Annotated in this window: 5 protein-coding genes and 3 pseudogenes; 6 read left to right on the top strand and 2 right to left on the bottom strand. The window is 61.3% G+C overall.

Features of this window, described 5'->3' with window-relative positions; genetic code table 11:
- The first annotated feature begins 85 nt into the window (after nucleotides 1-85).
- The 5 genes and pseudogenes from AC4FIJ_RS14590 to AC4FIJ_RS14570 all read left to right on the top strand — a co-directional run bounded on the left by AC4FIJ_RS14590 (nucleotide 86) and on the right by AC4FIJ_RS14570 (nucleotide 6034).
- Nucleotides 86-3055: a Tn3 family transposase gene (locus tag AC4FIJ_RS14590; protein ID WP_490337392.1), complete on the top strand. Its 2970-nt coding sequence runs from the start codon at nucleotides 86-88 to the stop codon at nucleotides 3053-3055.
- Nucleotides 3056-3114: 59 nt separating this feature from the next.
- Nucleotides 3115-3669 (top strand): annotated as a pseudogene (locus AC4FIJ_RS14585) (site-specific integrase); the annotation flags it as partial.
- Nucleotides 3666-4310: a hypothetical protein gene (locus tag AC4FIJ_RS14580; protein WP_228222511.1), complete on the top strand. Its 645-nt coding sequence runs from the start codon at nucleotides 3666-3668 to the stop codon at nucleotides 4308-4310. The pseudogene AC4FIJ_RS14585 and the gene AC4FIJ_RS14580, both read left to right, overlap by 4 nt.
- 93 nt (nucleotides 4311-4403) lie before the next feature.
- The gene (locus AC4FIJ_RS14575) at nucleotides 4404-5033 is read left to right on the top strand and encodes a tyrosine-type recombinase/integrase (protein ID WP_228222510.1); all 630 of its coding nucleotides are present in this window, start codon (nucleotides 4404-4406) and stop codon (nucleotides 5031-5033) included.
- Nucleotides 5030-6034 carry a tyrosine-type recombinase/integrase gene (locus AC4FIJ_RS14570; RefSeq protein WP_025292317.1) on the top strand — a complete coding sequence of 335 codons (1005 nt, stop codon included), beginning with the start codon at nucleotides 5030-5032 and terminating at the stop codon, nucleotides 6032-6034. The genes AC4FIJ_RS14575 and AC4FIJ_RS14570 overlap by 4 nt, the downstream gene beginning before the upstream one ends.
- 110 nt (nucleotides 6035-6144) lie before the next feature.
- Here the strand turns inward: AC4FIJ_RS14570 and AC4FIJ_RS14565 are convergent.
- Nucleotides 6145-6399: pseudogene (locus AC4FIJ_RS14565) on the bottom strand (IS110 family transposase); the annotation flags it as partial.
- Nucleotides 6400-6466: 67 nt separating this feature from the next.
- Here AC4FIJ_RS14565 and AC4FIJ_RS14560 point away from each other — a divergent pair.
- Nucleotides 6467-6637, top strand: a pseudogene (locus tag AC4FIJ_RS14560) (IS630 family transposase); the annotation flags it as partial.
- Between the two features lie 147 nt (nucleotides 6638-6784).
- Here the strand turns inward: AC4FIJ_RS14560 and AC4FIJ_RS14555 are convergent.
- Nucleotides 6785-7243 (bottom strand): MaoC family dehydratase, encoded by a 459-nt coding sequence (locus tag AC4FIJ_RS14555; protein ID WP_025292314.1) that lies wholly within the window; start codon nucleotides 7241-7243, stop codon nucleotides 6785-6787.
- Nucleotides 7244-7248: the final 5 nt, after the last annotated feature.

The following is a 7248-nucleotide window of genomic DNA, read 5'->3' as shown; positions in this document are numbered from 1 at the left end:
AGAAACCGCCGCTGCATCCTGACGTCCGGTTAGGCTATACTCCAGATTGACGCTACCTTGCCGTCCTCGAATCGATGGAGGCAGGATGGCGCGGCGCCGATTACTGACCGGGGAAGAACGGCGGCGTTTGTTCGATGCGCCCCATGACGAAACCATGATCGTCGGCCACTATACCCTCGCCTCTGAGGATCTCGACCTGATCGGCCGGCGCTATCGGCCCGCGAACCGTCTCGGCCTCGCCACACAGATCGCCTTGATGCGATATCCCGGTTTCGGCTTGCAGCCCGACATCGACGTCCCCGATGCGATCATCCACTACCTCGCCGCTCAGATTGTCGTCGATGCGGATGCTTTCGCCGCCTATGGTCAGCGCGCCCAGACGCGCAACGATCATGCTGACATTGCGGCACGCCATCTGGGGCTGCGTGCCTTCCGGCGAGGCGATATACCGCTCGCACTCGATCTCGCCGCGAAAGCTGCCGAGCGGACCGATCGGGGCGAACCCATTATCCGCGCGTTGATGGATGGATTGAAGCAGGAACGCTTCATTCTGCCTTCGGCCGACACGCTCGAACGTGCGGGGCTCGCCGGCAGGGCACGCGCGCGCAAAGCTGCGGCGGCGATTATCGTCGAAAGCCTGGGCCATGCCGAACTGACGCGGATCGACGATCTGATCGTCAACAACAGCGACTTCGGCATGACGCCGCTCGCCTGGCTGCGCAATTTCGAGGAAGCGCCGACGACGGCGAATATCAACGGTCTTCTGGAACGGTTGCGCTATGTGCGCGGTATCGGCATTGACCCGACGATCGCCACCAAAATCCCTGATTTCCGGTTCGCCCAATTCATGCGCGAAGGGGGCGCGGCGCCAGCCTTTTTGCTCTCCGATTATAGCCTCAACAGGCGCCGCGCGACGCTCGTCGCGGCGGTCATCGACCTCGATGCCAAGCTCGCCGACAACGCGATCCAAATGTTCGACCGGCTTGTCGGAAGCCTGTTTACGCGCGCGCGGCGCGGTCGAGAACGGCGCTATCAGGACAGCATCCGCTCGGTTGGCGAACTCATGCGAATGTTCGGCGCGACGATCGCCGCACTTGGAGAAGCGGTCGAACATGGTGGCGATCCGCTGGAACTGATCGACGCAGCGGTAGGCTGGCACAGACTGGTCGTGGCCAAGTCGCAGGTCGATGCGCTGGCCGATCTGGCGGGAGAAGATGCCCTCGTCGCGGCGACGGGACGCTATGCGACGTTGCGGCGGTTCAGCCCCGCTTTCCTCGACGCATTCACGTTCAAGGCATCGGGAAGCGGATCGCAACTGGTCAAGGCCATCGACATCATCCGCGATTCCAATGCGCGCAAGTCACGCAACCTGCCCGAGGGCGTTCCCCTGCCATTCGCCAACCGGCAGTGGAAGCGCCTCATCACCGAGGGCGGCCAGGTCGATCGCCGGCGTTACGAGACGGCTATCATGGCCACGCTGCGCGATCGGCTGCGCGCCGGTGACATATGGGTCGAAGGAACCCGCAATTATCGCCGCTTCGACACCTATCTGCTGAGCCGGCGCGAGGCCGGGAAGGTGGCCGACACCCTGCCATTCCAGACCGATGGGGCCGCCTATATGGAGGAGCGGGCAAGGACGCTGGACTGGCGGCTGCGTCGTTTCGCCAAGCAGCTCAAGGCAAACAGGCTCGCGGGCGTGTCGCTTGAACGCGACCGGCTCAAGTTGCAACCTATGCCGGCGATCACACCGCCCGAGGCGGAAGCTCTCGATCGCAGGCTTGACGCCTTGCTTCCGCGCGTGCGGATCACCGAACTCCTGGTCGAGGTGGCCGAGCGCACCGGGTTCCTGAGCGCGTTTCGCGATCTCCGTTCCGGCAAGGAGCATGACAACCCGCATGCGATCCTTGCCGCCATTCTGGCCGATGGATCGAATCTGGGCCTGGAGCGGATGGCCAATGCTAGCGACGGTGTGAGCTACGCCCAGCTCGCCTGGACGCACAACTGGTATCTATCGCCCGAAAACTATCAGGCCGCGCTCGGCATGATCGTTGCTGCGCACCATGATCTGCCGTTCACGCGCCATTGGGGCGCCGGCACCAGCTCATCCTCCGATGGGCAATTCTTCCGCTCGGGTCGCAGCCGATCGGCGGCAGCCGACATAAATGCAAAATATGGCGGCGAACCGGGCCTGAAGATCTACTCCCACCTGTCCGATCATTTTGCCTCGTTCGGATCGCGGATCATGTCGGCAACCGCCGGCGAGGCGCCTTATGTGCTCGACGGCCTCATGCTCGGCGCTGGCGCGCTGCCGCTGCATGAACATTACACCGACACCGGCGGGGCGACCGATCACGTCTTTGCCCTCTGCCATCTTCTCGGCTTCCGCTTCGTACCCCGTCTGCGCGACATCGCCGACCGGAAACTCGGCTCGATCGCCGCGCCCTCAACCTACAAGGGCATCGAAGGCCTCATGGGACGCACGATCAAGACCGCCGCGATCGAAGCCGATTGGGACGATATCGTCAGGATCGTCGCCTCCATCAAGGAGGAAGCCGTCGCGCCCTCCGCGATCCTGCGCAAGCTCGCCGCCTACAAGCGCCAGAACAGACTGGATTTTGCGCTGGCCGAACTCGGCCGGATCGAACGCACGCTGTTCACGCTCGACTGGCTCGAGCAGCCCGACCTGCGTCGGGCCTGCCAGGCCGGTCTCAACAAGGGCGAAGCCCGTCATACCCTCGCCGCCGCGATCTACACTAACCGGCAGGGGCGGTTCACCGATCGCTCGATTGAAAATCAGGAATATCGGGCATCGGGCCTCAACCTGCTGATCGCAGCGATATCCTATTGGAACACGCTCTATATGGACAGGGCCGCCCGGCATCTCAGAGCATCCGGCGGCACTTTCGAAGATGCGCTCCTCGCCCACCTTTCCCCAATGGGCTGGGCGCATATCGGCTTGACGGGTGACTATCTCTGGCAGCGGGCAAACCGGCTCTCCCCCGGCGAGTTCCGCGCACTCAACGATCCCATGGCCCGCCTCAAACTCGTAGCATAGCCCATGTTCTTATTATGTCCGTCAAATCGTTGTCTGGCGCACAAACCTTGAGGTGACGCCAGATCACCGCGGTTCTGGCAAGCACGAGCATGGACACGACGACTGCCGGTTTGCGGGACCATGCGATATTACAACTCCTCGCCACCTACGGGCTCCGTGCAAGCGAAGTCCGTAACATGCGGATCGAAGACATAGACTGGCGGGCCGAAGTCGTTCGTGTCCGTCACAGCAAAACGCAAGCCTATACGCTCCTTCCTTTGATGGAGCCGGTTGGCGAAGCGATCCTTGCTTACCTGCGGTCTGGACGGCCCGCGACCGATGCCAGGGAGATCTTCATCCGGACGCGTGCGCCCTATCGCAAGCTCGACAAGCTATACAGCCTGGTTCGGCGGAGGCTCCGGGATGCCGGCGTCAATCCCTTGGGCAAGTGCGGCCCCCACATCTTCCGTCACGCTCGTGCGACCGAGTTACTGCGCGCGGCAGTTCCGAAAAAGGTAATTGGCGATCTGTTAGGACATCGCTCGACCGGGTCGACAGACCCCTACCTCAAGCTTGCCACCGAGGATCTGAGGGCCGTCGCTCTTGATGTGCCAGGAACGGAGGTGCTGGCATGATCTCCCGTTGGCCTGATTCCGATCGCACGCGCATTGGCAGCTATGTCGCGAGCCTTGATCTGCGCGATCTCAAAAGCCGCACCTGCTATCAACAGGTCCTGCATAGCTTCCAGGATGCCGTTGAACGGCACGGGTTGCTCGATCAACAAGCGCTGCAAGCTTGGCTACGGGAATTAGCGTCTCGCTGGGCGACATCTACGCTCCTGCATCGCACTCGCATCATCGATCGGTTCCTCGACCACCTCGTGGCAACCGGTGCGATTGATCACAACCCTGTCGAAGGTCTGCGTCAGGCATGTCATATAAAGCAGAGCATGCCGATCTGGCGCGCGTTGATATCGTGTAATCCAGAACAGGCTCTTGCCACACTGCGCCAGCCCAAACCGTTCGGTAGTGTGCTGGGCGAGGTTATGGCCGAGCATGTCGCCATGATGCGCCGTAGGGGATACAAATATACTTCGCAACCGGTGCGGCTTTTGCAGTTCGACCGGTTCCTGCAACTGAACCCGCAACTGGAAACCGAGCCGCTGCGCGTCATGATCGATCGATGGGCGGCGACGAAAGGCACGCGTAACCATGCATATGAGCGCGAAAACCTTGAGCGCCTCTTTGCCAAAATCCAGCGGCGGTGCGATCCGTAAGCTCCTCGGCGTCGACCGGATCCGAGACCCCAAAAAGAGGTCCGCAAGCAGTGGCGAACGCCTCATATCTACTCTCCTGTCGACGTACGGCGCATGCTCGACATTGCCCGTTCGTATCCCTCTCCGCGGGCAACACTTCGTCCGTTGAGCATCTACACCATGCTGTTGCTGGCCTACTGTGCGGGTCTGCGGCGGGGAGAGTTGGCCAGGCTGGATCTTGGTGACGTTAATCCCGGTGACGGCACCATCACGGTTCGGCAGACCAAGTTCTTCAAGACCCGAATTCTGCCACTTCCTGACAGTGTGATGATGGAACTCCGGGCCTACATCGCTGCACGGCGTCAGGTCGGCGCATCGCAGGACCCGCACTCTGCTCTGTTCTGGCACGTCCAGGGCAGATCCCGCTACACGCCCGAAATGATCACCTGGTTGCTCACAGACGTCGTACGTCGCGCCGGATTGAAACCACTGCAAGGGCAGTTCGGGCCTCGCGTTCATGATCTTCGGCACTCGATGGTCGTGAACCGTATCCTTGAATGGTACCGTCTGGGGATCAACCCGCAGGAGCGGCTGCCGTTCCTCGCGACCTACCTCGGCCATCGGGATATCAACTCCACTCTGGTCTACATCACCGTCACGCAGGATCTGCTGCATCTCGCAAACGAACGGTTCAGGGCCGTGGGCGCGCCATGCCTCAATCTCGAACGGGAGGTGCGGTCATGAGCAAAGCCAATCCGTTCCCGGAACTGATGCGCGCGTTCTTTTACGAATGGCTTGTCGAGCAACGCAATGCGTCCGTCAACACCGTCCGCTCCTACCGCGACACCTGGCGACTGTTCCTCCGGTTTGTCGCTGACCGCGCGAAAAAGAAAGTTGCTATAATCTCGCTCGCCGATCTGACCGCCGCGCAAGTCGCGGCGTTCCTGAGGCACGCCGAGCACGACCGTGGCGGCACGATCGGCACCCGCAACTGCCGGCTTGCTGCGATCCGCAGCTTCTTCAACTTTGTGGCGACCAAGGATCCTGCCTTAATCGCGCAGTGCGTGGAAATCCTCAACATCCCGATCAAGCGGGCGCCGGTATCTGAGCCTTGCTATCTGGATCCGCTGGAAGTGGCAGCGATTCTTGCCCAGCCAGACCAGTCAACCCTCGAAGGCATGCGCGACCATGCGTTGCTCTCGTTCCTCTACAACAGCGGGGCGCGAATACAGGAAGCACTCGATATGTGCCCTGAGGCAATCCGGTTCGATAGCCCGAGTTGCGTTCGGCTTACGGGCAAGGGGCGAAAAGAGCGTCTCTGCCCGCTTTGGCCGGAAACCGTGATGTTGTTGAAAAAGCTGCTTGAGCGGCAGCCACGGGCACAAGACCAGCGGCTGTTCGTCAACCGCTACGGAGAGCCGCTCAGCGCCTCGGGCGTCCGGTTCAAGCTTGCCGCCTATGTGAAGGCGGCGGCTGCGACCATGCCGCCGCTGCAAACGAAGCACGTAACGCCGCACAGCTTCCGTCACGCCACCGCCGTCCACCTTGTATCGGCGGGCGTAGACATCACGGTCATCCGCAGTTGGCTTGGGCATGTGAGCCTCGACACCACCAATCACTACGCGAAGGCCAATCTGGACACAAAGCGAAAGGCGTTGGAACAGGTCGCTGTGCCGGTGGCGACGGCGCACTCTTCATCGTGGAAACGCGATACGAGCCTGCTCGCCTGGCTGGACACGCTCTGAAATAATGCGAAGGAATTTTGCGCGAACGGCCGACAACTGGGCGGCCCGCGTGCGTTCCTTCGCATTATGGTCACCTGATGATTAGTAAAGTAATCTTCACCTGACCATTACTTCACGTAAGGCTTCACATAGGACGGCGGCATCAGCCGAACGTCATGCCCCATCTCCTGAAGCCTGCGGCCCCAGTCATGAGAACCTGCGCAAGCCTCCATGCCGATCAGGCATCGTGGACGCTTCTGGAAAAACGCGAGCAATTGGCCGCGGCGAAGCTGGCGGCGCACGAGAACTTGTCCACTCTCGTCTACACCATGGATCTGAAAGACGCTCTTTGCGAGATCGATACCGACTGTGGCAAGCTCGGACATGGATGGCTCCTCTTATACGGGATGATGACTTCCCGACTATGGCGCAATGCGACGCCGGGAGCAGGAGCCATCCATCCCATCAATCGAGAACGCCTTTGCCAAGCTGAAGGCAATGCTCAGGGCAAAGGCCGAGCGCTCCATAGAAGGTCTATGGAACACGGTTGGCGAAATCGTCAACATCTTCACCGCCCAAGAATGCGAAAATTACTTCGCTGCCTGCGGCTATGACCCGGATTAAAGTGGACGGGCTCTAGCACCTGTAAGGCGGGTGGTTGATTGCAGCTTCAAGGTCTGTGCAAAGACCGAGATCATGCACGAAGCGGGCAGCCGCGTATAGAGACTGACCTGAGACGCTGAGCTGTCTTCCAGATTTTGGTGGAGTCCGTCAAAGCAGGGTTCGCCGCCATGCGACGATCTTCGGCGTGAAGACCTGCACCACCTCGTCGTGCTGATTGACCGTCTCGCAACGCATGTTGACCATGCCGCGCTCAGGGCGCGAGCGGGATGGCGTGACCGCTGTGACCTCGCTGCGCAGACGGATGGCGTCTCCCGGTCGCGTCGCGCGTGGCCAGGAGATCTCGCCGCCGGCGCCGATCAGCCCGCCGAAGAAGGGCACACTTTCGACCAGCAGGCGCATCGTCGTCGCGGCGGTGTGCCAGCCGCTGGCGGCGAGGCCGCCGAACAGGCTCTCCCGCGCCGCCTCGTCGTCGAGATGGAAGAATTGCGGGTCGTAGCGGCCCGCGAAATCCTTGATTTCCTCGACCGTCAGGACATGCGGAGCGCTTTCGAAGGTCTGGCCGACCGCAATGTCCTCGAGGTAAAGGCTCTGAACATCGTTCGTCATGGCGC

The organism is Croceicoccus sp. (assembly GCF_983967925.1).
This window is presented reverse-complemented; position numbering and strand designations above follow the sequence as displayed.